This is a genomic window from Bacillus cereus group sp. N11 (assembly GCF_016483605.1).
GTDB lineage: Bacteria > Bacillota > Bacilli > Bacillales > Bacillaceae_G > Bacillus_A > Bacillus_A toyonensis.
The window spans coordinates 1-237 of record NZ_JAEHBN010000103.1 but is presented as its reverse complement, the minus strand read 5'-3'; the positions used below and the strand labels follow the sequence as shown (position 1 = coordinate 237).

Genomic DNA, 237 nt, shown 5'->3' with positions numbered 1-237 from the left:
CTGCTTCGAACTTACACGGAAGCTCTTTCAACGTAGATTCTTGTTAGTATAAGAAATCAATCATTTCACCACCAAATTCAATTGGTTCCATATTGTTTAGCAATTCTTTATTACCATATAATACGCCGACACCTGTTGGTCCGCACATCTTATGAGCAGATAATGCGTAGAAATCACAGTTTAAATCTTGTACATCCACTTTCATATGAGTCTGTCTCTTATACACATCTGACGCTG

At 37.1% G+C, this 237-nt stretch carries 1 pseudogene; it reads right to left on the bottom strand.

Annotation, left to right across the window (positions count from 1 at the left end):
• Nucleotides 1–46: 46 nt before the first annotated feature.
• Nucleotides 47–237, bottom strand: a pseudogene (locus JDS98_RS29870) (aminotransferase class V-fold PLP-dependent enzyme); the annotation flags it as partial.